The sequence below is a fragment of the Chitinophaga rupis genome (genome assembly GCF_900109685.1).
GTDB lineage: Bacteria > Bacteroidota > Bacteroidia > Chitinophagales > Chitinophagaceae > Chitinophaga > Chitinophaga rupis.
Genome location: NZ_FOBB01000002.1, coordinates 870840 through 895468 on the forward strand (window position 1 = coordinate 870840; position 24629 = coordinate 895468).

The 24629-nt window shown below is 49.7% G+C and carries 16 protein-coding genes; 9 read left to right on the plus strand and 7 right to left on the minus strand.

What is annotated here, in order from left to right; translation table 11 throughout:
- The first annotated feature begins 203 nt into the window (after window positions 1–203).
- The 3 genes from BMZ54_RS10605 to BMZ54_RS10615 are packed head-to-tail and all read left to right on the plus strand — an operon-like array spanning window position 204 to window position 5897.
- Window positions 204–3467: a TonB-dependent receptor gene (locus BMZ54_RS10605; RefSeq protein ID WP_162277510.1), complete on the plus strand. Its 3264-nt coding sequence runs from the start codon at window positions 204–206 to the stop codon at window positions 3465–3467.
- 17 nt (window positions 3468–3484) lie between these two features.
- A complete protein-coding gene (locus tag BMZ54_RS10610) occupies window positions 3485–5020 on the plus strand; it encodes a RagB/SusD family nutrient uptake outer membrane protein (protein WP_089910369.1) in 1536 nt (511 codons plus the stop codon).
- 22 nt (window positions 5021–5042) lie between these two features.
- Window positions 5043–5897 (plus strand): glycerophosphodiester phosphodiesterase family protein, encoded by an 855-nt coding sequence (locus BMZ54_RS10615; RefSeq protein ID WP_089910372.1) that lies wholly within the window; start codon window positions 5043–5045, stop codon window positions 5895–5897.
- A gap of 139 nt (window positions 5898–6036) precedes the next feature.
- On the opposite strand, the gene BMZ54_RS10620 is transcribed toward BMZ54_RS10615, so the two are convergent.
- The 3 genes from BMZ54_RS10620 to BMZ54_RS10630 form a co-directional block, all read right to left on the minus strand.
- Window positions 6037–7743: a GMC oxidoreductase gene (locus tag BMZ54_RS10620; RefSeq protein WP_089910374.1), complete on the minus strand. Its 1707-nt coding sequence runs from the start codon at window positions 7741–7743 to the stop codon at window positions 6037–6039.
- A gap of 210 nt (window positions 7744–7953) precedes the next feature.
- Window positions 7954–9135: a CapA family protein gene (locus BMZ54_RS10625; RefSeq protein ID WP_089910377.1), complete on the minus strand. Its 1182-nt coding sequence runs from the start codon at window positions 9133–9135 to the stop codon at window positions 7954–7956.
- A gap of 104 nt (window positions 9136–9239) precedes the next feature.
- A complete protein-coding gene (locus BMZ54_RS10630) occupies window positions 9240–11618 on the minus strand; it encodes an ABC transporter permease (protein WP_089910380.1) in 2379 nt (792 codons plus the stop codon).
- 447 nt (window positions 11619–12065) lie between these two features.
- Between BMZ54_RS10630 and BMZ54_RS10635 the strand changes: the two genes are divergently transcribed.
- A complete protein-coding gene (locus tag BMZ54_RS10635; RefSeq protein WP_202909204.1) occupies window positions 12066–13223 on the plus strand; it encodes a putative sensor domain DACNV-containing protein in 1158 nt (385 codons plus the stop codon).
- 242 nt (window positions 13224–13465) lie between these two features.
- Here the strand turns inward: BMZ54_RS10635 and BMZ54_RS10640 are convergent, their stop codons facing one another.
- Together BMZ54_RS10640 and BMZ54_RS10645 are read right to left on the minus strand one after the other, a co-directional pair.
- Window positions 13466–14299: an SDR family NAD(P)-dependent oxidoreductase gene (locus BMZ54_RS10640; RefSeq protein WP_089910383.1), complete on the minus strand. Its 834-nt coding sequence runs from the start codon at window positions 14297–14299 to the stop codon at window positions 13466–13468.
- Window positions 14300–14380: 81 nt separating this feature from the next.
- Window positions 14381–15283 carry a helix-turn-helix domain-containing protein gene (locus BMZ54_RS10645; protein ID WP_089910386.1) on the minus strand — a complete coding sequence of 301 codons (903 nt, stop codon included), beginning with the start codon at window positions 15281–15283 and terminating at the stop codon, window positions 14381–14383.
- Between the two features lie 61 nt (window positions 15284–15344).
- Here BMZ54_RS10645 and BMZ54_RS10650 point away from each other — a divergent pair, with 61 nt between their 5' ends.
- The 4 genes from BMZ54_RS10650 (at window position 15345) to BMZ54_RS10665 (ending at window position 19392) form a co-directional block, all read left to right on the plus strand.
- Entirely contained in the window at window positions 15345–16349 is a 1005-nt protein-coding gene (locus BMZ54_RS10650) for a phosphotransferase enzyme family protein (RefSeq protein ID WP_089910389.1), read from the plus strand.
- Window positions 16350–16415: 66 nt separating this feature from the next.
- Window positions 16416–17402, plus strand: coding sequence for an L-glyceraldehyde 3-phosphate reductase (gene mgrA / locus BMZ54_RS10655; protein ID WP_089910392.1), 987 nt, complete (start codon window positions 16416–16418; stop codon window positions 17400–17402).
- A gap of 310 nt (window positions 17403–17712) precedes the next feature.
- Window positions 17713–18546: a CvfB family protein gene (locus BMZ54_RS10660; RefSeq protein ID WP_089910396.1), complete on the plus strand. Its 834-nt coding sequence runs from the start codon at window positions 17713–17715 to the stop codon at window positions 18544–18546.
- Between the two features lie 120 nt (window positions 18547–18666).
- The gene (locus BMZ54_RS10665; RefSeq protein WP_143080965.1) at window positions 18667–19392 is read left to right on the plus strand and encodes a hypothetical protein; all 726 of its coding nucleotides are present in this window, start codon (window positions 18667–18669) and stop codon (window positions 19390–19392) included.
- A 10-nt stretch (window positions 19393–19402) separates the two neighbouring features.
- Here the strand turns inward: BMZ54_RS10665 and BMZ54_RS10670 are convergent, their stop codons facing one another.
- Window positions 19403–20788, minus strand: coding sequence for a DEAD/DEAH box helicase (locus BMZ54_RS10670; protein ID WP_089910402.1), 1386 nt, complete (start codon window positions 20786–20788; stop codon window positions 19403–19405).
- Between the two features lie 467 nt (window positions 20789–21255).
- Between BMZ54_RS10670 and BMZ54_RS10680 the strand changes: the two genes are divergently transcribed.
- On the plus strand, window positions 21256–22602 hold the full coding sequence (locus BMZ54_RS10680; RefSeq protein WP_089910408.1) for a hypothetical protein: 1347 nt from the start codon (window positions 21256–21258) through the stop codon (window positions 22600–22602).
- 19 nt (window positions 22603–22621) lie between these two features.
- Here BMZ54_RS10680 and BMZ54_RS10685 read toward each other — a convergent pair whose 3' ends face one another.
- Window positions 22622–24448 carry a glycoside hydrolase family 2 protein gene (locus tag BMZ54_RS10685; RefSeq protein WP_089910412.1) on the minus strand — a complete coding sequence of 609 codons (1827 nt, stop codon included), beginning with the start codon at window positions 24446–24448 and terminating at the stop codon, window positions 22622–22624.
- Window positions 24449–24629 lie beyond the last annotated feature (181 nt).

Below are 24629 nucleotides of genomic sequence, written 5' to 3' on the forward strand. Positions count from 1 at the left end.
TGCTTCAACGATAATTACCCGCATAAAAAAACCGGTAAGGTAATACCTCACCGGCAGTAAACCCGGGAAAGATCAATCCGTAACGCCAATCACTAATTGATCCTCCGGAACTGGATCCAATAACGATTTCAATCAATTATTAAAACCCGTGCAAAGGTATGAAAATTTGTACCAGTAATGTTGTATCTGTAATTAAGCAGGTCATGAGAACAGGTAATATAATAAGTATGTTCCTGCTGTTAGGCGTCCAGCTGTTGCAGGGCGCAGTTTCCAGGGGACAATACCCGGTGGAGAAAATAGATCTGGCCATCCAGCGCCGATCACTTAAAGAAGCATTTACTATTCTTCAGCAGCAAAGCGGTGTGCTGTTTATTTATAACGAGCAGGCCATCGCCCCCTACAAAGCCGTTAGCCTGAACGCCCGGCAAAGATCATTGGATTGGGTGGTAAATGAGCTGCTGCGTAATACCCGCCTTACTTACAAAGTGCAAAATAATAAGGTCATTATTCTTGAAAAAGAAGTGAAGGCCCCAGCGGTAAAAATGGCCGTAGCAGCGGATCCTGCTGATAAACGTAAAGGCAGGGTCACGGATGCCAAAGGCGCGCCCTTACCCGGTGTAACCGTGCAAGTAAAAGGCGCTAACCGCGGCGCTGTTACTGATGGGGAAGGTGTTTTTTTCCTGCAGGTAGCGGAAAGCGAAGTGCTGGTATGTTCTATATCAGGTTATGTGACACAGGAAATACCAGCCGGCAGCGGTGAAATAAGCGTGGTATTGCAGGAAGATATTAAAGGGCTGGAAGAGGTAGTGGTAGTAGGTTACGGCACACAAAAGAAAAGAGAGGTGACCGGCGCCATTGTATCTGTGCAGGGAAAGGAGCTGGCAGCGCAGCCCATTACCAACCCCATACAGGGGCTTAAAGGCAAGGTTGCCGGCCTGGATGTGTTCACCAGTGGCAATGAGCCCGGCGGTTCCGCCAACATCTTAATACGCGGGGAGCGTTCTATGAACGGTGGCAATGCGCCCCTGCTGGTGCTGGATGGCATACCGGTAATGGATGCCAGCTTTAACGAGATCAATCCCAACGACATTGCTTCCATAGAAGTACTGAAAGATGCCGCATCCTCCGCTATTTACGGCTCACGCGGCGCTAACGGCGTAATACTCATTACCACCAAGCGTGGGCAGGCCGGAAGGTCGGTTATTAATTACGATGCTTACTACGGCATTACTTCCATTACCCGTAAGCTGGACCTGATGGATGGGCAGCAGTTTGCCAAGCTGCGCCGGGAAGCTGCCAGGGGCGCTGCTGCAGATGGCAATGGCCCTATTCCGCCGGATGATCAGCTGTTTGATGCTATAGCGCTGGAATCACTGGCCAAGGGCCGTAGCACCGATTGGCAGGACCTGGTATATCACCAGGGCTCCCGGCAAAACCACCAGCTGTCTATCACCGGTGGTAAGGAGAAAACGCAGTTCGCTGTTTCCCTTAACTATTTCAGGGAAACGGGCATTATTGATAAAACAGATTATACCCGCGGCTCCATCCGCATTAACCTGGACCACCAGGTAAATGACCGCATCCGCATGGGCGTATCCACCTTTGTAACCCGCTCAGAGCAGAATGTAGCGGATAATACCGTGTTCGATGATATACTGCGTACCAATCCGCTGGGCGTACCGTACGACAGTGCCGGTAACATGTTGTTCCGCCCCAATAACGATGAAGGCCAGCGTGTGAATCCCTTAATGGTGATCAAGAACACCATTGACGAGCGCTATAAAACACGCGTATTTGCCAGCGTGTATGGCGAGTGGGACATCCTCAAAGACCTTACCTACCGCCTGAACGTAGGCCCTGAGCTGGAAGTAGCCAGGGAAGGCATTTTCAAGGGCAGCCTTACGGATGCGAACCAGGGCGGCAATGCTACGGCCAGCACCTTTGACCAGGACCGCTTCTCCATAACGGTAGAGAATATACTAAGATATAAACACCGCATCAATAAAGATCATAACCTGAGTGTTACCTTATTGCAAAGCTCCCAGCAGCAGATCACCAACAGCGCCGGTATCAATGTCAATAAGCTGCCTTATGAAGCGCAGGGCTATCATAACCTGGGCAGCGCAGGGGAAGTAACAGGCGTTAGCAGCGATTACAGCAAATCACTGCTGCTGTCGTACATGGCGCGTGTGAACTATGATTATAAGAACCGCTACCTGCTAACATTAACGGCACGTGCAGATGGTTCATCCGTGTTTGCGCCCGGGCATAAATGGGGATACTTTCCTTCTGCCGCTGCTGCCTGGCGTATAGATGCAGAGCCTTTCATGCAAAGCCTGCGCAACATCAGCGCGCTGAAGCTGCGTGTAAGCTACGGCAGCAATGGTAACAACCCGGTAAATCCATATGGCACCTTCAGCCTGCTCACTAAAGGCGTGTATGCTTTTGGGGAAACAGGCGCCAATGGCTTTGTACCCTATAGCATTGCCAACCCTAACCTGCAATGGGAAACTACCCGGGAGCTGAATATGGGCATTGATTTCGGACTGTTCAACGACCGCATTTCCGGCTCCGTAGAACATTATATTTCCAATACAAAGAACATCCTGCTTACCCGTAGCATTCCTTCCAGCACTGGTTACACCAATATTGTAGAGAATATAGGCGCTACGCGCAATAACGGGTGGGAGGTAAGCCTTTCTACCATTAACGTATCAACGAAAAGCGGCTTCCAGTGGAGAACAGACTTCAGCTTCAGCGCCAACCAGAATAAAATAGTGCAGCTGTATGGCGATGGTAAGAATGACCTGGGCAACAGCTGGATCATAGGACAGCCTATCAACATTTTTTACTACTATAAGAAGACCGGCATCTGGCAAACCTCGGAAGCTACAGAAGCAGCAGCGCTGGGTTTTAAGCCGGGTATGATAAAGATAGCCGATGTTAACAATGATAAAACCCTGAACGACCAGGACCGCGTGGTAATAGGCAACCAGCGCCCCGCATGGCTGGGTGGCGTTACCAGCCATTTCACTTACCGCGGCCTGGACCTGAGTGTGATCATCAACACCCGCCAGCATTACCTGATCTATTCACAATGGTACGACAACAATAACCGCCTGGCAGGCCGTTACAACAACCTGGATGTGGATTACTGGACGCCGGAAAATCCTACCAATGATAATCCGCAGCCTAACAAGAACCAGGAATCCGTGTACCTGGGGCAAACGCTGGCCATGAAAGACGCCAGCTTTGTAAGGGTAAAGAACATAGGACTGTCGTACACACTGCCGCAGGTATGGCTGCAGCGCAGCGGCATCCGGAGCCTGAAAATAAACCTGAGCGCGGAAAATCCGTTCACCTTCACGCATTACAAAGGCCAGGACCCTGAGTTTGAATCAGATGGTACCCGCGCCATGTACCCTACTGTTAAAATGTATGCCGTAGGTTTAAATGCTGCTTTTTAACTGATCAAACAACAGCTATGCAACGTTATAAATTATTTACTTTCCTGTTCTTCGTATGCAGCTGGCTGGGCATCAGCTCCTGCAGCCTGGAAGAGAAAAACCTGTACAAGCCCGTGCCGGAGGCTATTTACAGTGATGCAGCCGGCATTAACAACGGCGTTACCGGCGTATACAGCCAGCTGCGCGGCTTATATGGCTCGCAGAAAGGGTTTACCCTTACCACCATGGGCACGGATATTTTTCAGCATGGGAAAGATGGTGGCTATAAGTTCATGGACGATTATTCCACTGCGCTGAATGCCTCTGCCGGTTACCTGTATGATCTGTGGACCAATTGTTACGCAGGTATTAATGCCGCCAATACTATCCTGGACCGGATAGATGCCATTGCCATAGATGAAGCGCTGCGCAACCGCTACAAGGCAGAAGTACGCTTTTTACGCGCGCATTATTATTACTGGTTAACCCTGCAGTTCGGCGATGTGGTGTATACAGATCATGAAACCAAAGGCGTGGTAACTAACCTTGGCAGAACGCCCAAAGCCGATATCTGGAAAAAGATGCAGGAGGATACACAGTTTGCAGTGGACAATCTTGACTGGGCCACGCAGGAGTATGGCCGCATCACCAAAGGCGCTGCCCTGCACCAGCTGGCCCTAACAGACCTGCTGCTGAAAGATTATGCCGGCGCTGCCACAGCCGCTGTAAAGGTGATCAATGAAGGGCCTTACCAGCTGCTGCCTGCTTATGCCAGCGTATTTGATTACAACAATCAGAAGAATGCAGAAATACTTTTTTCCGTACAATACATTAACAATGCGTTGTTCAATGGCGATGGCAACCAGGGTAATGCCTTTTTTACGCCTGCCTACGATCAATTCGGTTTGCTGCGCGATGTGAACCAGGGTGGCCGTCCGTATACACGTTTCAGGCCCACACCGTTCTTCCGCAACCTGTTTGATAAGAACGACAGCCGTTTTGATGTTACCTTCCGCATTTACTGGTTCTATAACAATCCCGCCAACCTGCCTGCAGGTAAAAAGCTGGGCGATACCGTGGTATGGCAGATCAGCCCGGGCGTAACATCTACCATTGCGCCCAATACAGATAACATGCACTGGGGCATTAAAAAACATGATGATCCCACCCGCGCCTCCCCGCAGGACCTGAACGGTTTCCGCGATTATTTTGTGTACCGCTTATCAGATACTTACCTCATTGCAGCAGAAGCATTGATGCTGGACGGTAAGCCGGAGCAGGGCGTAATATACCTGAACAAAGTGCGCAGCCGCGCGGCCAAACCCGGCACCACCATGCCTATGCTAAGCGCTGCACAGCTGAATATGGATGCTGTGCTGGATGAACGTGCCCGTGAGCTGGGTGGGGAAGAAGGCCGCTGGATGGACCTTGTACGCACCGGTAAGCTGATAGACCGCGCAAAGCTGTACAATCCGAACGCAGCCAACATTAAACCGATCCATGCACTGAGGCCCATTCCGCAGTCGCAGCGCGATCTTTCAACCGTACCCTTTCCGCAAAATGACGGCTATTAATTACTACCATTAAATATTAAAGATGAAGCAATTTAGTTTTGTTGTTGCGTTGCTTTGTACGCAACTGTTTGTACAAGCGCAATCCAATGTAGCACCCATCCTGGAAGATTTCTACCATCACCCGGAACGCGTGCTGGTAACCGCCCACCGCGCCGCACATAACAAGTACCCGGAAAATTCCATTGCCGCCATTAAAGAAGCTATCCGTATAGGCGTTGATGTGGTAGAGCTGGATGTACGCTCCACTAAAGACAGTGTGCTGGTGATCATGCACGACGGCACCATTACCCGCACCACGGGCCAGCCCGGCGCTGTAAGGGATTATACGTACAAAGAGTTGCAGGCCTTCCACCTGCTGTTTAACGGCCAGCCCACGGAAGAAAAGATCCCCACTTTTGAGGAGGCGCTGAAGCTGTTAAAAGGCAAGGCCATGCTGGATATTGATTTCAAGGAAGCATCGCCTGAAGCTGCTAAGAAAACCTGCGCCCTGGTAGAGGCTACCCAAATGGCCTCGCAGGTATTATTTTTCCTGTATGCCGCCAAATACGCGCCCTACCTGCATGACCTGGACCCTAATATTCCCATTATGCCCCGCTCACATAATGCGGAGGAAACAGAAAAGATCATGCAGCAGGGTAAATATGCTGCCATACACATTGATGATTCTTTTTATTCCGATAGTTTAATGAGCCGCGTGCGCGCACACGGAGAACGTGTGTGGATCAATGCCCTGGGCAAGTATGACGACATGGAAGAAAAGCAAAAGGACAGTGGTTTTGATGCGATGATGAAGGCGTTTAAGTACGCGAATTGTATACAAACTAATTACCCGGAGGAGCTGTTGGCGTACCTGAAGAAGAAGGGACTGCACCGATAAATCGGTGCGTCCATAGTCGATGGTCGATGGTCCATTGCCTGGTGCATGATGGAGGTATTTCGTGGAGTAGAAATATTATATACCACGTGCTAACATTCATACGCAAAATGCTATGGACCATGGACCATCGACCATGGACTCACTTCTTCAACTGCCCCACCGCATGATCTACTGCTCTTGCAGTAAGCGCCATATACAGCAGCGAAGGGCTTTGATTGCCGGTGCTGGCCATGCAGGCGCCGTCAGTTACAAATACATTTTTGCAGTGGTGCAGCTGGTTCCATTCATTCAGTAAAGAAGTTTTAGGATCGCTGCCCATGCGGCAGCCGCCCATTTCATGAATATCCAGGCCAGGAGCCTGATGGTTATCAGATTGCTGTATGTTCTTGCAGCCGGCCTTTTCCAGCATAGCAGTACTTTGGGCCAGGAAGTCTTTGATCATCTTTTCATCATTATCATCATAACCTACATTCATTACCAGCAGCGGAATACCCCACTGGTCTTTCTGATCTTTGCTTAAGCGTACGTGGTTACTGGCTTTGGGAATGGTTTCGCCCTGCATGTACATATACACATGCCAGCCGCCAGGTTCTGTAAGGGCCTCTTTGTAAGCGGCGCCAATGGTTTCTGTGATACGGGAATCATCCAGCCGCTGGCGGTAGGCGCCCATGAAGGTAGTAAAGCCGCCAACATAATCAGTGTCCTGCTTTTCCAGGTTGCGGTAGTTGGCTATGATGGGTTCTGTGGGGTTGCGGCCAAAATAGTAGCGGTCATCCAAACCATCCAGCGTGCCATTTACCGAGGCCCGGTAGTTATGAAAGGCCACGTAGTGGCCCAGCAGGCCATTATCGTTTCCCAGGCCGTTGGGAAAGCGGCTGGAGGTGGAGTTGAGCAGTATCAGGGTACTGTTCAATGCCGATGCATTCACGAAAATAACCTGTGCAAAATAATCGGTAGCAGCATGGGTATTGGCGTCTATAACGCGTACGCCTATAGCTTTTTGTTTTTGCTCATCATAAATAATGGAATGTACTACAGAGAAAGGGCGGATGGTTAAACGGCCGGTTTTTTTTGCCCAGGGAAGGGTAGAGGATACGGAGCTGAAATACCCGCCAAAGGGGCAGCCCCGCATACATAAATTGCGCGCCTGGCATTTTACGCGGCCCTGTTCCAGGTGAATGGGTTTAGGCTCTGTAATATGCGCCCAGCGGGCGTGTACAAGATGCCTGTCGGGGTAATGCTGTTGAATGGCTTTTTGTACCTGTGCTTCCGCGCAGTTAAATTCAAACGGCGGCAAAAAGGAGCCGTCCGGCATGGCGGCAATGCCATCGCGGGTGCCGCACACGCCAATAAATTCTTCTACATGCGTGTACCAGGGCGCTACATCATCATACCCAATGGGCCAGCCGATACCGTAGCCGTAACGTTGCGGTGCGGTAAATTCATACTGGCTCCAGCGTTGACAGGCACGCCCCCAGGTGAGTGATTTGCCGCCTACCTGGTAACCCCGGATCCAGTCGAATGGTTTTTCCTGTATGTAGGGGTGGTCTTTGTCTTTAATGAAAAAGTGCGCGGTATCTTCTCCAAAGCCTGCTGCCTTGCTGATGAGCGGGTTCTCCTGTAAGAACTGTTTGGTCATTTGCCCGCGGTGGGTGAACTCCCAGGGCGCTTTGGTAGCGGTGGGATAGTCTTTATTGTGTTCTACATTGCGGCCCCTTTCCAGCACCAGGGTTTGCAGGCCATGGCCGCACAGCTCTTTAGCGGCCCATCCGCCGCTGATGCCGGAGCCTATCACTATAGCGTCAAAAGTGTTTTTCGCTTTGCCGTTGGAATCAATATTGATCATGACGTGGCGTACTTGTTACCCAATGTAATATTTTATGGGATAAAAAGAAAGCCGGCCCTGCAGGGACCGGCTATAAAATGCGTTGTACAATACAGGCGGGTTACTCTACCCAATATACCAATGTTACGGTAATAAAGCCATCGGGGCCTACCTGGCCATCGGTGAGCGTAAGGGTTTGCGGCAAGAAATTCCTAAGCGGCTATGTTAAGTTTAGGGTTGAAAAGTTGAGCAATACCTGCTGCGGGTTAAACCTGCTGCAGATACGTTAAGGGTGCTGTCGTGCATGCCTGCATTCACCTGTTTAAATCCAAAATCCTGTGCCGATAAGCTTTGGATCATCTTAAAGGCCTGCATGCAGCTATCCGGCATGGGTACGCCTTCGCCCTGCTGTAGAAAAGAAAATACCTTATGATCTATGAGCTCGCCTTTACCGGTGATCTTTACCTGCAGCAGGGGCGCTACATTGTAAGGCGGTTTCAGGTTAAACAGGTGATAGGTGGCAAAGTTACCCAGGCTGTAGGCTATCAGCTTTTGCTTATACATTTCCATGCCCCTTACCACATGCGGGCCGGAGCCTATTACCATATCAGCGCCGGCATCCACGCACATACGTGCAAAGTGCGTTACATTTCCGCGGTCCTGACCGTAGAAGATCTCCCGCCGTTTTGGGGTATGCGTACGCGTAGTGCCTTCTGCACCGCCATGAAAGAATACAATGAGCACATCACACAGCGGCCTTACACGTGCTACGTAGGCCTGTACCAGCGAGTCGTTGTTCATGTTAAGGCAGTTGCTGTGCGGGGCAAAGGAAACAAATCCAAAGCGTGTATTCCGTGCCGTTAGTGTATCAAAGGGGTGCTGGGTAACACCACTGGTGCGTATGTTGTTGTTACGTAAAAAAGCAAGCGTATGTTGCACACCTTTATCTCCAAAATCATAGGAATGGTTGTTAGATAAGTTAAGATATTCAAAGCCGGCTTCCTTATACCACTGTGCATATTTAAGCGGTGTGCGGAAAGCAAAGCACTGCGTTAAGCCGCATTGTTTATATACGGCTGCACTATCAGATACTGCGCTTTCAAGATTACCTATGCGCAGGTCTGTTTGCTGTAATAAGGGAATGGCATGCTGCAGGATATTTCCTTCACCTGCTGCGGGCAGGTAAAGGGGAGAAGGATAGCTGGAACCTACCATCATATCCCCCACAATGGAGATGCTGATGGTATCTGTTCCCGGCTGCGGGAGGATCACGGAATCCTTTGAGTGAAAGGCTTTCCGGTATACTAGTCCGGCGCCTGGATTACCAGCAAAAAGGCAGGGAATGGTTACCAGGCCTATTACGTTAAAGGTGAATAACCGCAGGTTTTTAACAACCAACTTTTCTTCGGGCATAGAGCGGATAAATAGTAAATATCTTCAGGGGTTGCAGGTGCAAATATATAAAAGATATCTAATGTTTATACAGGATATGTCCGTAATAGTTATTCACAATATGTTTATTCTGCCCGTAAACTTTTCACCGGGTTTGCCAATGCTGTTTTAATTGCCTGATAACTAACGGTTGATAGTGCAATGAATAACGCTCCCGCCCCTACGGCTAAAAAAATTATCCACGAAATATTTGTACGGTATTCATATTGCTGCAACCATTGATGCAGGAAATACCAGGCAATGGGGGTAGCTATACAGCAGGATAATACTACGAGCAGCGCAAAATCTCTGGATAACATGCGCCATAGATTGAAGATAGAAGCGCCCAGCACTTTGCGGATGCCGATCTCCTTGGTGCGTTGTTCTGCAATAAAAGAAGCTAATCCAAACAGGCCCAGGCAGCTGATAATAATGGCCAGTGCGGCAAATACGGTGGAGAGTTTTGCAATGCGTTCCTCTGCGCCGAACTTCTTTGCATATTCCTCGTCGACAAATGTATACTCAAAAGGTGCGGAGGAATTGTACTGTTTAAAAACCGCTTCCAGCTTTTTCAGCGCCTCGCTCATATTCATGCGCGGGTTCAGCCGGATGTTGATGATGTTACCTCCTTCATGTAAAATGCTGAAAACACTTTGCGGTACGGCGCGGTAGGGTGAGGTCATAATCATATCTTCCGTAACGCCTATTACCTGGTGATCCTTGCCATTCCAACGGATGGTCATACCTACAGGGTCGCCTTTAATACCCATGTATTTTACTGCAGCTTCATTCAGGATCAATGCTTCTGAATCTGATGCAAGTGCTTTGGAAAAATCACGTCCTTCTTTGAGCTTCCAGTTAACGGCTTTACCAAACTCATGCCGCACGGCAATGTTCGCAAAATAAGCTTCAAAGGACGGGTCTTTACCTGCCCAGTCGAACCCACCGGAGTTAGCCCATATATCCGTAATGGGGCATTGTGATTCCGCCATTTCTACTGCAACATTATTTTCCAGTAAGGTGCGGCGGATAATGTCGTAATTATCATATACTTCGGGGGTGGTTTCGTGGATGGAGATGAGTCCCTGCCGCTCGTAACCCACGGGGCGGTTCTTGGCATACTGGATCTGCCGGTATACGATCACGGTGCCGGTGATGAGCAGCACAGATACCGTGAACTGCACTACCACCAATGCTTTGCGGGGGAGCGATGCAAAACGGCCTGCACGGAAAGTGCCTTTTAATACTTTTACCGGCTGAAAAGACGACAGGTAAATGGCGGGATAGCTGCCTGCAATAAAACCGGTGAGCAATGAAAAGCTGATACCTGCTATCCAGCACCAGGCATTTGTCCAGGGGAAAACAATGTGTTTACCTGATACGGTATTAAACCAGGGCAGCATAGTGGTTACAAGAATAATGGCCAGTACAAATGCAAACAACGACATGAGCACAGATTCGCTATAGAACTGGCTTACGAGCTGTGAGCGCAGGGAGCCGATGGCCTTGCGGATGCCTACTTCCTTTGCGCGTTTTTCTGAACGTGCGGTGCTTAAGTTCATAAAGTTGATACAGGCCAGCAGCAATACAAACACACCTATGATACCAAACAGCCATACAAAGGTGATAAGCCCGCCTTCATTTACACCATTTACAAAGTTGGAGTAAAGATGCCATTTGCGCATGGGATGCAGGAAGAGCGTTGCTTTAAAATTCTTTTCCGGATGTTTGCGCGTTAGTACATCGCCGATCTTTGCGGATACTTTATCCATATCTGCATGGTCTGCTATCTGTACATAGAGGCCTGAAATATTGCTGCCCCAATCATCCTTCAGCTTCCTCACCCAGTCCCAGGTGCTCACGTATTTATCCCAGGGCGCAAAGAACTCTGTACCGCTCCAGAAGGTGTTCTCAGGCAGATCTTCATAAACGCCGGCTACCTTTAAGGAAAAGATGTTGGTGATCTTTACCAGTTTTCCCATAGGGTCTTCATTGCCAAATAATTTCTTAGCCAGCGACCGGGATATTAAGATAGAAGAGGGATCCTTAAGCCCGTCCCGCGTGCCCTGCAGCATATGGAAGCTGAACATTTCCGGGCCGTCTGGTTCTATAAAAATACCACTCTGTGTGAATTTATTATCGCCGGCAGCAACAGTATACTTTCCGCCGCCGGTCCTTACCACGTATTTAAGATCACCGGGGTATGCCATACGCAGCTCTGCTCCCAGGGGAACAGGCATAGAGGGAAAAGCGCCGCCTTCCTTACCATCCGTAACATGCTGCCATACTTCTGCAATGCGCGGGTAGTTTGTATGATACTGGTCAAAGGATAACTCATCCCATACCCATAACCCGATCATCATGGTTACAGCCATGCCCATGGACAGGCCAAAAATATTAATGAAGGAAAAGCTTTTGTGCTTAAGCAGGTTGCGGAAGGCTACCTTGATGTAATTTTTAAACATAGGCGGGTGTTTAAATAATTATTGTCCGGGTGAAGATGTGCAATTAGGCTGCCATATTCTGGGAGCTGCTACCAGTGCGGGCTGGAGGGGCAGGAGAGAGGGGCCATTGTTCAGATGCGAACGGAAAGTGTCCGGAAACGGACAATAGAGCGGGAATGATGGCCTTTTTCGTGTACGTAACCGGAAATAAGCAAAATATATGGTACTTAGATGTTATTGCACGGCTACACGCTTTATTTACTTTTGTGCCGATTTGAAAGACAGGCATCATCCAATATCAATAAATACTTACAAAGGCTTTTCCGTTCATGGAGGGCCTTTTGAGTTTTAGGGGCATCTTACCTCCGGGATACCATTTCCTGACAATTCTGTGCCCTAAAAAAGGTTAAATTTGTGTCGAAAAGCGAGAAAAACCTTAGAGGGAAACATGGCCTTAATATTTTTAGTATGGAACTGACGTATGAAACCGCCTACCAGGCTGCTGGTAAGGTTGCCGACACAATAGCATCGATCTTATTAAAACATCAGACTGCGGCCCTGGAGAACGGGGAAAGGAACCTGGCGTCTGTGCCGGAGGCATGGGTCGTGGAGAAGATGATTGACACGGCCTTCTGGGCCAGCCTCCGTAAAGAAGAAGGCAACGCCACCAAAATATCACTGGCCTTTTTGCCGCCTTCCCAGGCCGGCAAACCGCTGCTGTTTGCACAGCCCCTGCCGCTGAACTCCAAAACGCTCAGCAAGCTGGCGCCCGGCGTAGAACGGGCCGGCGTGCATGTGGGCATCTGGTATAAGGGGGAGGAACTGTACATCTGGGGTACTACTATTAAACTGCCGGACTATTGTTTTGTGCTGGATGTATCAGAACCGGCATTGCTGGTAGTGAAGCAGCGCCGCATTATTGGCCTGGGCAAGTTCATGAACGTAGCTGTGCTGCGTGGCGACCAGGTAAAAGTGGTGGACGAGAACAGCGGCCTGCTGCCGGATAGCCCGCCCATACTGACCTCCCTGCTGGGGCTCAGCTCATCGGCCGTTTGGAACGATCCTGTAAATGTACTGATACAAATTGCCGTATCCATGCGCGCGCATGGGCGTGGCGGCATTTTGCTGGTAGTATCCTCCCGGCATGAGGAGTGGAAAGGCTCGCTGATCCATCCTTTGCAATACCCGGTAGCGCCGGCATTCTCCGGTGTGGCCGACCTGGTATCATCCAACTGCAACAACAGGAATGGAAGTAGTGATATATTTCTGCAGAATGCTTTGCGCCGCGAAGTGGAGAACGTGACCGGCCTTACCGCCGTTGACGGCGCCACCGTGATCAACGACCGGCATCAGCTGCTGACCTTTGGCGCCAAGATCACCCGCGCGCATAACTCCACCCGGGTAGAGCAGGTGCTTTTAATGGAGCCGGTAATGGATGGCAGTCCCCGGCTCATACATCCATCCAGTTTGGGTGGTACCCGGCATTTATCTGCTGCGCAGTTTGTGCATGACCAGCGGGATTCCCTCGCCCTGGTAGCTTCGCAGGACGGATATTTTACGGTGTTCTCCTGGTCGGATCATGCGGGGATGGTGCAGGCGCATAGGATTGATGTTTTGTTGTTATAATTACGAATTAATCAATTACGAATTACGAATTAAAATGCAGCGGATGATTGGTGGGGATGGGGTACATTGGCTAAATAAAAAACTACATAGAAAAGTCCTGCGTTTGTGCGCAGGACTTTTTTTATGTAGTACACAATTCGTAATTACTCATATCATAATTACTTTCAATGGCATTCCCCGCTGGGCGGGGCAGGCTGTGCACCGCTTTAGGCGGGGTCGTAATTGAATAATTCGTAATTCCCCTAGAAGTCCGTCGATTTTGTGACACTCTCCCAGGCCTTGTATTCTTTGCCTAATAGTTCAAGCTTGTTTACTGCGCGGTTATAGGCATCGGTGCCTAAGAGGAAGTACAGGGGCGGGTTGGTAACGGTAGTGATGCGGATCATTTCTGCCACAGCCTTTTCGGGATCGCCGGCCTGCTGCCCGTCCATTTTGCGGAACTTATCGTGGGTGGCGTGAACAGCGCTGTAGTCTTCAATGTAGTTATCCGTAATGGCCAGTGATTCCGGTGTGAGGAAGCTGGTGCGGAAAGCGCCGGGCGCTACCACGGTCACCTTAATGCCCAGCTCCTGCACATCGGCAGCCAGCACTTCGGATAAACCTACTATGGCGTGTTTGGCTGCGGTATATATAGACCATCCTGTGCCGCCTGTAATGCCGGCAATGGAGGAGATATTAATGATATGACCGGAACGTTGTTTGCGCAGATAGGGCAGGGCCTTGCGGATCACGTTAATGGTACCGAACACATTTACATCAAAAGCCTGGCGTACTTCTGCGTCCGTTACTTCTTCCACGCTGCCGCCAATGCCATAGCCGGCGTTGTTCACCACCACATCCAGCCTGCCAAAGGTTTTTACGGTTTGTTCCAGCGCCTGCGCCACGCTGTTCTCATCTGCCAGATTCACCTGCAGGGGTAAGAACTGAGAAGAGTTTGTACCAACGGAGGTGCTGAGGTCCTGCGTATTGCGGGAGGTAGCGGCTACCATATGACCTGCCTTTAGGAGCTGTTTTACGAAGCTCAGTCCCAGGCCTTTGGAGGCGCCGGTTATGAACCATACTTGTTGCTTGTCCATCGTTAAACATTTTTGATGGATCAAAATTACGCCCCTAAGCCCGGGCGCAGCTTACGCCTTTCAAACAAATGGTTACATAATTCAAACAGCCCTGAAAGCGGAGGGCGGAATGCTGGTATGTTTCTTAAAGAAGTTATTGAAGTGGGAAGGCTCCTCAAACCCCAGGCAGTAGCCTATTTCGGAGATGTTCCAGTCGGTATGTTTGAGCAGCGACTTGGCCTCGCTCACCAGCCTTTCTGCAATGCGTTCAGTGGTGGTTTTACCGGTGGTGACCCTTATGGCGCGGTTCAGGTGGTTCACATGCACGGACAGCTGTTCTGCAAAGTCTTTGGCGGAGCGCAGTGAAAAGCGCTGCGATGGGTGCTCAATGGGGAACTGCCGTTCCAGCAGCTCTGTAAACACGGCACAGATGCGGGAATTGGCATCCGGGTGTTGGTACAGGTTTTCAGAGGGCTGGGTTTTCAGGGCAAAGTGAATGAGCTCCATCACGTAATTGCGGAGCAGGTCGTATTTATAGATGTAATCGCTGTTGATCTCATCCAGCATTTTCTGAAACAGGCTGCTTACATGGGCATCCTGCTCCGGGGTGAGCAGGTAAGCCGGTTTGCCGCCATTGGCGTACATGGGCAGCTCATTGAGGCTGTTGCGGGTACGGTCTGTGAAAAAGGTTTCGCTGAAGATGCAGAAGAAACCGGTGGGATCGTCGGCCACATTTTCCCAGGTGTAGGGTACGTGCGGGTTAAAGAACAGCAGGGCGCTGCCATTGACCTTCAGGCTTTTATCTGCGTAATGGTAAATATTTTCGCCCCGTATAAAGGTGATCTTATAATACTCGCGGCGGCGGTATTTGACCTGTGTGCCATTAGGACCTACGCAGTCCTCCAGGCGGAACACGTTAAAATGCCCGATATCCTGCTGCAGGTTATTGGGCAGGAAATTAAATTTATACTGGTAAAATTCCTGTAAGCTTTCTGTTTCTGACATGCGACAAAGTTACGAAATACAAACTTTAACCGTTACCTTGCGTGCCTAAATTTTTTAACCCATGCCCACATTCCCCGTGCAGTACTCCATGTTATCGTCCAAAGCCCTGCAGGACTTCATTATACAGCAATATGGCGACCCCGCACTTACATGCCGCCTGCTGCTGCGCAATGTGAGCGATACCTATATTATAGAAAAGGCCGGCGCGCCTGTGTACATTTTTAAAGTGTACCGGATCAGCCACCGCAGCCTGCACGAGATCCAGGGGGAGGTAGAACTACTGAACCGCCTGCACGAAGGCGGCGCCGCTGTTTCCTATCCCATACCGGACCTGCATGGCAACGAGATCCAGGATTTTAATGCGCCGGAAGGACTGCGGCACGGGGTATTGTTCAGCTATGCCAAAGGCAGCAATGTTTATGACCTGACGGAGGCACAGCTGCAGCTCGTAGGCCGCGAAATGGCGAAGGTGCATAATATTACCGCCAACCTGGCGCTGCCGCATGAGCGGGAGGAGTACGACATTAACCGCCTGCTGCTGCAACCCCTGGAAATACTGGCGCCTGCGTTTAAGGATCACGCGGAAGGATATACGTACCTGAAGGATACTGCACAAAAGGTGATACAGCAGTTAAATGAGTTACCTACCGGTAGCTTTAGCCATGGGTATTTGCAGTACGATTTTTTACCCAAGAACTTCCATTTTGATGAGCAGGGGCAGCTTACCTTTTTTGATTTTGACTTTGCAGGAAAGGGATGGCTGGCGAATGATGTAACATCTTTTTTCATACACTTCTTTCTCCATGTAGGCAGGCAGAAAATGACGCAGGAAGCTGCTGACCGCGACTTCCAGGTATTTATTGATGCTTACCGCAGCGTGCGGCCTTTTTCTGATGATGAATTAAAAGCAGTGCCTTATCTCGGTTTTATATTCTGGATCTTTTATCTTGGTTACCAGTACACGCATTTTGAGGAGTGGTCGAACTGGTTCTTTACACCTCGTTATTTGACAGAGCAGGAGCGGGTGGTTAGGATGTATGTGGAGCTGCACTGCCGCTTTAATTAATAATTAATAGTTAGTGCGAGGTTTTAAGTTTATACATTATAGATATTACTTCAATCATTTAAAGACATGGGATTTTCTGCTAATCGTTACGCTGAGATGGAGTATCGCCGCTGCGGTAAGAGCGGTATTAAGCTACCGGCTATTTCGCTGGGGCTGTGGCATAACTTCGGGCATGTAGATGTACCGGATAACTACCGCAAAATACTGTTCACTGCTTTTGACAACGGCATCACGCATTTTGACCTGGCTAACAACTACGGCCCTCCGCCCGGATCGGCAGAGGAGAACTTTGGCCGGATACTGCATACTGACTTTCGTGGTTACCGCGATGAGCTGATCATTTCGTCCAAAGCTGGTTATACGATGTGGCCCGGGCCTTATGGCGACTGGGGCTCCAAAAAATACCTGGTATCCAGCCTGGATCAAAGCCTGCGCCGTATGCAGCTGAATTATGTAGACATCTTTTACCATCACCGCCCTGACCCGGAAACACCCCTTGAAGAAACCATGCAGACCCTGGACCTGCTGGTACGGCAGGGAAAGGCACTGTACGTGGGCATCTCCAACTATCCCGCACAGGAGGCTGCACGGGCTATTGCTATCTTGAAACAACTGGGCACGCCTTGCCTGATCCATCAACCTAAATACAGCATGTTTGAACGCTGGGTGGAAAATGGTTTGCTGGACCTGCTGGGCGATGAAGGCGTTGGCTGCATTCCCTTTTCGCCACTGGCACAAGGCCTGTTAACCGATAAATACCTGCATGGTATTCCGCAGGATTCGCGTGCCGCAAAGCCGCATGGTTTCCTGAAAGAGCAGGATGTAACTGCGCGGAGACTGGAGCAGATTAAAGCGCTGCATACCTTAGCGCAGCGGCGCGGGCAGACGCTGGCGCAAATGGCGTTGTGGTGGTTGCTGAAGGATGCGCGCGTTACCTCTGTGCTGGTAGGCGCCAGCCGGCCGGAGCAGCTGCAGGATACGCTGCAGTGTTTGAAGGCGGAGCGGTTCTCTGAGGCGGAACTGGCGGAGATTGAAAGGATCCTGGCGGAGTAGGCTGATGTTTTACTGAGGGTTTTATCCTGATGGTGCTTTGTTTGATCCGGTTCGTTTAAAGGCCCTTTCGCGTAGGTCCAGCTCCGGACTGCGCCCGCCTGTTTGGAGGGCTATGGGGCGTTGGAGGTCGTGTAGGGGTTTGTGGAGGGATGGGGCGGTGTCAAGCGTGGCGCGCCGGGCAAAGGTCCGTCGTATGGACCTACGGCGGTAGTGCGTGGATATGGTTTCCTCCTACATTATACTTCCGACCTCAGACCTGCCGCTTTTATGCTACCTTTGCGGGATTAATCCATTACCACACATACTACACATGATCAATATTGGTGCATATAACCGGCTGAAAGTGAAGAAAACATCTGACTTTGGGGTATTCCTGGACGGAGGCGAACAGGAGATCCTGCTGCCTAAAAGATACGTGCCTGCAGGCGCTAAACCTGGCGACGAGCTGGAAGTGTTCCTGTACCATGATTCTGAGAACCGCCTCATTGCTACTACTGATAAACCCAAAGGAGTTGCCGGCGATATCCTGCTGCTGAAAGTTGTGGATGATACGGAACAGGGCGCTTTCCTGGACTGGGGCCTGATGAAAGACCTGTTTGTACCCCGGTCCCAGCAAATGAGCCGTATGCAGAAAGGGCAGGAGTACCTGGTGCGCATTTATATTGATAACCTTACCGGCCGTATTGCGGCTACAGAAAAAATAGATCCTTACCTGAGCAATGAACAGCTGACCGTAAAAGAAATGGACCCCGTGGAAATGATCATTTACCGCCGCACACAGCTGGGCTATGTGGTGATCATCAACCAGCAACATACCGGCCTGCTGCATTTCAATGAAGTGTTCCGCACCCTGGACATTGGCGAACGCCTGCAAGGCTTTGTGAAAAAGATCAAGGAAGAGAATAAGATAGATGTTGTACTGGGGCAAGCCGGTTACAAGAAGGTGGAGGATGAAAGCACGAAGATCCTGCGGCTGCTGCAGGAGAACAATGGTTACCTGCCTTACCATGATAAATCAGACCCCGAGGAGATCTATGCGTTCTTTGGCATGAGTAAAAAGACGTTTAAAATGACGACGGGTAGTTTGTATAAACAGCATAAGATCGAGTTTACGCAGACGGGGATAAAGCTGGTGGAGGAATAGAGAGTTGGCAGTTGGCAGTGGGCGAGTTGGCAGTTGATTGCGTGGTTTGGGAAAGTAGTTTATGAGTAGCAGGCAGTGGATCGTTGATCGTGATTTAAGATAGGAAGTTTAATAGTAAGTATGGAAAGAGGAACTGATGCCAAACCGTTTACGGCGGTGACTTCAAGGCCATTGGTATGGGTAAATATCTTATTTGGTATTGTCGTTTGTGCCCTGGCGTTAGCAACGGTTGGGCTGATGATCATGGCTGTTGCCTTATTATTTATGGAGGATAATACGCCGTTGTGGGGGCGTTTTGCACTGCTGTGCATTGCGCTGGTGATGAATGGAGTGCTATTATACCTAATCCTGAAAGGGAAACGATACACCACTATTACGGTGGATAAAGACGGCGTACAATTCTATAACCAGTACACTAAAACCATTGTTAAAACCCTGCTGTGGCGCTCCTTTAGCAAGGATCCCGCCCATGCGAAAGACAGGTATCCCAGCTATGATATAAATAAAGAAACTACTTCCGGGATGGTGAATGGGGCGCGTGTAAGCGCGGATCATTTCCAGTGGTGGTATACGCAGGATGGCAGAGCAGTAAGGCAAAGAGAGGCGTTCCGCGGAGCGCATCCGTTCCATGTGTTCTTTGCCAACCGGGGAGAACTGATCGCTGCATTCATGAAGGGGCTGAAACAGTACCGCCCGGATCTGAGCGTTGACCCCACATTATTCCTCACATTTTTTATTGACCCCAATACTTATGAGCACCAGCGTGGTAAACAGACCGTCACATTTGTGGCGGGGATAGCGCTTGCTGTGATCATTTTTGCGATCATCTATTATTTTGTGCGATAGTTATGTCGACCTATGCTTCCTGCGCCGGGCCGGAAGATGGCCGGTTATGATTATAGCGTTTAGGCTGGTTATTCTGTTTACGTTCGCCGCCCTGGGAACGGGATGACTGACCACCACTGTTCTCTGTTCTGGGTTTGTGCTGATGATTGCCGGAACTGTGTGAACCTGGTTTGCGGTGACCGCCGCCTCCTCCGCCTCCGTGACGGGGCTTGCCATGATGGCTGCCTTCCGGACGTTCGGAGCGGGGCTTCATTACCGGGGCAGGACCTATCTCCGGCGGTATCACACCGCGGGGCACCTGTTTACCCAGGGTTCTTTCTATGCGGGCAAAACGGCCCATTTCCTTTCCACTTACAAACGTATATGCGGTACCGTCAGTAGCTGCACGGGCGGTACGTCCAATGCGGTGAATGTAGTCTTCGCCGTCTTTGGGAACGTCGTAGTTGATCACCAGGTCAATATCTTCAACGTCAATACCGCGGCTCAGGATATCGGTGGCCACGAGCATTTTCAGCTTTTTATTCTTGAAATCCAGGAGGGCCTGTTCGCGTTTTTCCTGTTCCAGGTCGGAGTGAATGAGCTCTATGGAGAACTTTGCGCGGTGCAGCTCTGCGTATAGCGTTTTTACGTTCTGTTTGCTGGAGCAGAAGATGATCACGCTATCGAACTGTTTTTGTGTAAGCACATGTTTGATGAGCGGGATCTTTTGCTGTTCGTGTACAATGAATGCTTCCTGCTTAATCTTTTCCGGCGCCTTGCCCAGGGCAATGGAGATGTGCTCAGGATCCTGGAGGATCTTCATGGCCAGCTGTTTGATCTTGGTGGGCATGGTGGCGGAGAACATGAGGTTCTGGCGCTCTTTGGGCAAGAAGGAGATGATCTTAATGATATCGTCGTAAAAGCCCATGTCCAGCATGCGGTCGGCTTCGTCCAGCACCAGGTATTTCAGCTTTTTCACATTTACATAACCCATGTTCAGGTGGGCTATCATACGGCCGGGTGTGCAGATAACAATATCCACCCCGGTGGCCAGGGCCTTTTTCTCTGCGGCAAAGTTAGCGCCGCCGGTGCCGCCGTATACGGCTATGGAGCTGATATCGGTGTAGTAGGTGAGTCCTTCCAGTGCCTGGGCTATTTGCATGGCCAGCTCGCGGGTAGGGACTATCACCATTGCGTTAATGCTATGTTCGTCGCGGCCCTGTGTGAGCAGGTTGTGCAGCACGGGCAGCAGGAATGCGGCAGTTTTGCCGGTACCTGTTTGTGCGGAGGCCAGTATATCGCGGCCTGCGATAATAGGGGGTATTACCTGTTCCTGTACAGGAGTGGCGGTGTTGTAGCCCATTGCGTAAATACCATCCAATAGATCGTCGTCAAAACCAAATTCGTAAAATTGCAAGGTTCCAGTGCGTTTTTAAGTTGTAATCGTTTGTCTGAGGTTGAATTGTGCCCCCGTGAATACGATAGAAATCCAGTGAAGATAGGGGAAAAATGGGAAATTTCAATATAGTTGGCAGTTGGCAGTTAGCAGTTGGCAGTTTGGGGGGAGCGTTCAGTGTTTTGCGTTCAGTGTTCAGCGTACTGTGGGGATATTGCAGTAGGGTCTGAAAATGATGGAAGATTGTCTGGTTTGAATGGAAAATTGGTCTAAAAGTCTACCAATGGATTGAGTTTTTAGTAGGAACTTTATACTGACAACGAAGCTTAAACTTACCGGTCACACCGGGTGCTTGCCCGGATGTGTCTGTTATTTTGAGGATTATATTAGGTTCCGCCTTTTCAGGCGGAACTAGTTTTTTAGGACATACACCTGCTGAAGCATTGTTATCACGGCACATTGCCATGGTGGGTTTAATCATTTACTGTATGCGGCAATCCGGCACCATAGGCGTTTTAAGGGCTGAACATACTCCGGAGTTAACCTTTGGACAATGGGTGTGGTATGTCAGGGAAAACAGGTTATACCTGTTGCTGTCTGCCGGCCTTATGCTCATACAGTTCATTGTATTTAAATCCCTTTTTCCTAATCCTGATTTTCTGCCGGAATCCTATGTTTACCTTGAAATGGCCGCTGCTAATAAGGATGTCAGTATATGGTCTGTGGGATACGCCAAGTTTTTGCGGCTGGGCAGCCTGTTTACCCATTCAGCTACTGCGTTGGTGCTTTTCCAATACCTGGTGCTGCAGCTATGCATTCTGTACTTCATTTTTACACTTACCTATTTCCTAAGGCCCGGGAAAATTATTACCTGCCTGTTGTTTTTTATAGGAGTTGTAGACCCGCTGCTGCTGCATGTGAGTAATTTAATTTCCAGTGATGCCCTGTTCACTGCTTTAAGTATTTGCTGGGCTACGCAGTTGTTATGGATCATGAAAGGGGCCAGATTGCCGCTGTTAGTAATACATGCCCTGCTGTTATTGCTGGTATTTACGCTAAGTTATAATGCATTGTATTACCCGGTGATAAGTATGGTTATGATTGCAATTTCAAGATCCTATACCCTGTTTAAACTGGCTGCTAACCTGCTGATATTCGTTTTTATAGGAGGGTACATTGTACATACGGTTAAAACGTACCAGCGGGAAACAGGTACGCAGCAGTTCTTTGCACCGGGGCCCGGTAATGCACTGTATACGTATGGGTACACAACGCCGGAACCAGCGACAAAAATACCTTCCCGTTTAAGGCCGCTGCATGCTGTTATCCATCATATGGATTCGTTGCGGCAGGTGAGGGTGTGGCAATGGTCTGCTATGGCGCCGTTATACGGGAGTTATGGCGCTTATGCTATGCGTAAATACCCCGGCCTTTATGTTAAGTATTATCTTTTACCTAATCTCATAACTTTTTATGTACCGGAGGCGGAATCCCTGGGCGGGATCTCGGCGCCTTATACGCTTATAATAGCTTTATCCAATCTTTGTTTTTTAACAGGCTGTATTATTTTTTTTGTGATCAATGGTTTTAAGAGTGGCGGGTATTTGTCTAAAATATTGTTGGGGGCTTTTATATTATGGTTTGCCAATGGGATCTTTAGTATCATGGCTGGGCCTATCATGTTGAGGTACCAGTTATTTCCAATGATCATGAGCGGTGCATTTTCCCTGGTCATGATAGAATATTTCATTGATGCGGCTAATGCAGATGAACCGAAAACTGTAAACCTCAGGGCAGATGATGCACCTGTACTGGTAAGTGAATCATTGCACTGAGGTTTATGCTATAAATGTTTTATTCTTTCGTAAGCGGCTCCTGTATTGCTTTCAGCTTTTCTGCAGGCACCTTTGTTACTTCGCGGTCATAGGTCATGAGGCCATTCACTTCCATTTCCACATCGGTGGTTTGGGTATATACAGCGGCTGAAAGTCCTTCCGGGATGAGTGTTTTCAATCTTTCACAAAAACGTTTGTATACCTCAAACAGATCGTCTGCATTCTTGAAGCTCTGGTAACCCCAGTTATCTTTTTGCTGCCAGGTATGGCCGGGCAGGGGTAATCCCAGTCCGCCAAATTCTCCTAACACCAGTGCCTGTTGTTTGCCGAAAAGATCCGGGCGGGGCATGGCGGGATCAGGGTAGCTGTGCAGGTCTATGATGTGGCCTACCGGATAAAAGTTGCCGCCGCTGGCGCTGTTCACCAGGCGGGAGGGATCCTGCTGCATGGTCCATTTAGTGATCTCTTCTGTTTTGAACTGGCCCCAGGCTTCGTTAAAGGGTACCCATACCACGATGCAGGAGAAAGGATGCAGGGCATCCATGATGGCTTTCCATTCTGTGCGGTAAATGTTCTCTGAGATGTCGTCCCTCTTCTGGTCTGTGGCGCGGCCTAACACGCCGGGGCGGTTCTCCCAATGGTTGCCAAGGTCACCACTGGGCATATCCTGCCAAACCAGGATGCCTAATGAATCTGCATAACGGTACCAGCGGGCCGGTTCTACCTTTACGTGCTTGCGGATCATGTTAAAGCCCATGGCTTTGGTTTGAGTAAGATCGTACAAGAGCGCGGCATCGGTAGGTGCGGTGTATAAACCATCGGGCCACCAGCCCTGGTCTAAGGGGCCGAACTGGAATACGAATTTGTTGTTGAGCAGCATACGCTGAATGCCTTTCTCGTCCGGCGCCATGGAGATTTTGCGCATGGCGAAATAGCTTTTTACTTCGTCTATCACTTTGCCTTTTCGCACAATGGCTACCTGCAGGTTATACAGGAAGGGATGTTCCGGCGACCAGAGTTTGGGCTGCGGTATATTTAACGTAGTGGCGGTACCGTTATTAATGGTTTGTTCTGCTACCTGTTGTGTACCATCCAGGGCGGTTACTTTTATAACATCGCCAGGTTGCAGGCTGGGTGCGTTTACGCTGAGCTGTAAGGATTGTTTGTCGATATCCGGCGTGGGTTTCAGGGAGGCAATGTAGGCGGGTGCTACGGGCTCTATCCACACGGTTTGCCAGATGCCGGTAACGGGTGTGTACCAGATACCGGAGGGCTTTTTCACCTGTTTGCCACGGGGCTGGGGACCATCATCTGTCGGGTCCCATATGCGTACTACAATTTCCTGGGAACCGCTTTTCTTTAACAGGGAAGTGATGTTAAAAGAAAAGGGATCATAGCCGCCTTTATGTGTGCCGGCAAGCTGGCCGTTCACAAAAACGTCTGCCTGCCAGTCGGCAGCGCCGAAATGTAATAACAGGTTTTTGTTCTTATAGCTGGCAGGGAGGCTGAAGGTTCTTTTATACCAGAGTACCTGGTCTTTGCCTACGGTTTTGGTAACGCCGGAAAGCTGCGACTCTACCGGGTAGGGCACCAGGATGTTGCCTGCATAAGATGCGGGCGGCGTTTGCTGCGACATGGGCGCAATGGCATACTGCCAGGGACCGTTCAGGTTCAACCATACATTGCGCACCAACTGCGGGCGGGGATATTCAGGCAGGGGAATGGCCGTGGCGTGAACATCTTTTGCCCAGCGGGTTTGCAGGGTAGGCGATTGCGCACAAGCGAGACTACATTGGAATAAGATACTGCTTAATAACAGACAGAGATGAGTGCGATTACGTGGCATTTGTTCCGTTGGGTTTGAAAAGTGAGGAGGTAATATAGGGATTTTTTGGAGTTGGTGGTAGTGGAGGAGATGCATAAATTGACCTGATTGTCTACTGACAATGGCCTGTTGGTACAACAGAGCCCTAAGTTATTCGGGCGATCTTTATAAGGACTTACAAATTTTATTAAGCATCTTCCCT